General features: G+C 57.8%; 2 protein-coding genes and 2 pseudogenes. 2 read left to right on the top strand and 2 right to left on the bottom strand.

Annotated features, from left to right (window positions below):
* Together rfaD and B2W70_RS14155 are read left to right on the top strand one after the other, a co-directional pair.
* Window positions 1-882, top strand: an 882-nt coding sequence (rfaD, locus tag B2W70_RS14160; protein WP_286746634.1) for an ADP-glyceromanno-heptose 6-epimerase, incomplete at its 5' end; no start/stop codon positions are given.
* A 64-nt stretch (window positions 883-946) separates the two neighbouring features.
* Window positions 947-2,014: a glycosyltransferase family 4 protein gene (locus B2W70_RS14155; RefSeq protein WP_286746632.1), complete on the top strand. Its 1,068-nt coding sequence runs from the start codon at window positions 947-949 to the stop codon at window positions 2,012-2,014.
* Between the two features lie 158 nt (window positions 2,015-2,172).
* Here the strand turns inward: B2W70_RS14155 and B2W70_RS14150 are convergent.
* Together B2W70_RS14150 and B2W70_RS14145 are read right to left on the bottom strand one after the other, a co-directional pair.
* Window positions 2,173-2,301: pseudogene (locus B2W70_RS14150) on the bottom strand (IS3 family transposase); the annotation flags it as partial.
* 41 nt (window positions 2,302-2,342) lie between these two features.
* Window positions 2,343-2,894 (bottom strand): annotated as a pseudogene (locus B2W70_RS14145) (IS3 family transposase); the annotation flags it as partial.

Genomic DNA, 2,894 nt, shown 5'->3' with positions numbered 1-2,894 from the left:
GGCACACAAGGCAAGTGGAAGAACATCGCCAAGCGGCGCTTTGTCGACCTGGTGGATTACCGCGAACTCGACAAGCTGCTGCCGCACCTCAAGCCTGCCGACGCGGTGTTTCACATGGGCGCCAACTCCTCGACCACGTCCACCGATGGTGACGAGATCCTGCGCGTGAACCTGCACGCCACCATGGCATGGTGGAGGTGGTGCACAGAAACCGGCACGCCCTTCATCTACGCTTCGTCGGCCGCCACCTATGGCGATGGCGACGAAGGCTTCGATGACAACGACACCCCTGAGGCCCTCGACAAGCTCGCCCCGCTGAACCTGTACGGCTGGTCCAAGCACCAGTTCGACAAGTGGGCCATCGAGCGAGCATCGGAGGGCAAGGCCCCGCCGCAATGGGCAGGCCTGAAGTTCTTCAACGTCTACGGCCCCAACGAGTACCACAAGGGCGACATGCGCAGCCTGGTGGCCAAGAACACGGCACTGATCGCGCGCGGCGAAACCATCCGCCTGTTCAAGTCACACAAGGAAGGCTACGTTGACGGTGGCCAGTTGCGCGACTTCGTCTACGTCAAGGACTGCTGCGCCGTGATGATGTGGCTGCTTGAGAGCCGGCAGGTCAGCGGCGTGTTCAACCTCGGTACCGGGCAGGCTCGCAGCTTTGTCGACCTGATGCAGGCCATTGGCACCGCTTTAGGCAAGCCGGTGAACATCGAGTACGTGGACATGCCGGAGAGCATTCGGCCGAACTATCAGTACTTCACCGAAGCGCGCATGGGCAAACTGTACGACGCAGGCTTCTCCAGTGCATTCCACACATTGGAGTCGGGTGTTACCGACTACGTTCAGCAACACTTGACGCAAACAGATTCGCATCGATGACAATGCCCCGCCAGTTTGGCACCGATAACCGCGGCCTGATCCGGCCAACACGAGACACCGTCAGATGACGAAGAAGACACGCCACATTGGTATCGGTTTTGGCGAACTGAAGCACTTTCACGATGGCCTTGGAGAATTCTCCAATCAATTTGGCCTGCACATCGCCAACAGAGCCAGGATGCTGAAGCAGGAGCACGGCGTCCATTTTCACTTTCACCTTCCGGCCAAGTGGCATGGTCACTTTGGCAACGATGTCGATTACCTGCCTCTGACCAAACATCAACGCAGACTTCACTTCACAAGAATGCGCTTTGATGTTTGGCACAGCCTGCATCAGCACATTCGTCAACGCCCTCCGCTGTTCACACGGCACGTCATCACCACGCTCCACGACCTGAATCTGGTTTACATGAAAACAGGGGGATCGCTCTGGCGGGGCATGCGCAGACAATTGTCGCTTCTACAGCGTGCGGACGAAATCGTCTGCATCAGCGACCACGTCCTCGCAGACCTGCGTCGGTTCACCAATTTGCGTCAGCCAGCACATCGCATCTACAACGGTGTCCGCGACCTCAGGGCGGTCTCGCAGGTTGCTCCGCTTGAACCCTTGCCAGCCGAGTACTTTTTCCACATTGGACGCATGGCGCCAAACAAAAATGTGGACCGCATCATTGATCTGGCGACCTCGTGGACAGAGCGACAATTTGTGCTGGCAGGTCCGCGATGCGATGAAACCGAAGCCCACCTCAAGGAGATTCGGCACCGAGGCCTGACAAACATGCGAATGCTCTTCGATGTCTCGGATCAGGAAAAAGCATGGCTTTACGGGCATTGTGCTGGCCTGATATTCCCATCATCGACAGAGGGCTTCGGCCTTCCACCCATCGAAGCCATGAGCCTGGGCAAGCAAGTGTTTCTCAGTCGAGCAACCTGTCTTCCCGAAATTGGCGGCGAGTTGGCCTCTTACTTCGACCAACTCGACCCCGACTCCATGAAGCAGACCATCCTGGATGGCGAGGCGCGCAGAGCCCACGAGATCAATCTGTCAGACCGCATCCAAAAATGGGCTGATCAGTTCAGCTGGGATCGCTGCATTGACCAATACTTGGCGTGCTACATGCGCGCCAAGTAGAACTTAGCCCTGTTCAGACCTTGCGTCGCAGCACCACATCACAGTGCTGGATACCAGACGCGGCCAATTCAGGAAAAGTCATTTTGGTGAGTGTGGCATCGTGATTCACCACATGTGGCTCCGTAAGCTCCCCTGCTGCCGCACAAGCGGGCTCACCATTTTTTTGCGTTGATCTCCTTGAGCACCTCGATGTCGAGGTCTCGCTCGGCCAGCAACTTCTTGAGCCGGGCGTTCTCCAGCTCCAGCGTCTTCAGCCGCTTGACGTCGTTGGCCTCCATCTGCCCGAAGTGGGTAATCCCCCCATTAACCAGAGCTCTGAGAAGTAGAGCTATGCGGCCATGGCCAACCGCTGCTTGGGGGTGATACCGCCCAAGGCCATGTTTGGGCGCTCATGGTTGTACATCCACATCCATTGGGTGGCGTACAGCCTGACTTCATCAAGGTCTGTCCAATGGTACTGCGAGAGCCATTCGTAGCGCACCGTGCGGTTGAAGCGTTCGACATAGGCGTTCTGTTGTGGCTTGCCCGGTTCGATGTGCTCAAAGCGGATGCCCCATGACTTGGCCCAGGCCTCGATGGCCGCGCTGATGTATTCCGGACCGTTGTCGCAGCGAATGACCTGCGGCTTGCCACGCCAGGCTATGACCTGTGTGAGCGTGCGGATCACCCGCAGCGTGGGCAGCGAGAAGTCGACCTCGATGCCCAGTGCTTCGCGGTTGAAGTCATCGATGATGTTGAGCAGCCTGAAGCTTCTGCCGTCCTCCAACTGGTCATGCATGAAGTCCATCGACCACACCTGATTGATGGCCTCTGGTACCGATAGTGGCTAGGGCTTCTCGCGCACCAGGCGCTTGCGTGTATGCGTCCGGTGAAGGCATCT

Origin of the sequence: Aquabacterium sp. UBA2148, from assembly GCF_002328915.1 — a bacterium.
Lineage (GTDB): Bacteria > Pseudomonadota > Gammaproteobacteria > Burkholderiales > Burkholderiaceae_C > Aquabacterium > Aquabacterium parvum.
The sequence above is the reverse complement of the archived record's forward strand: the minus strand, read 5'-3'. Positions and strand labels throughout refer to the sequence as shown.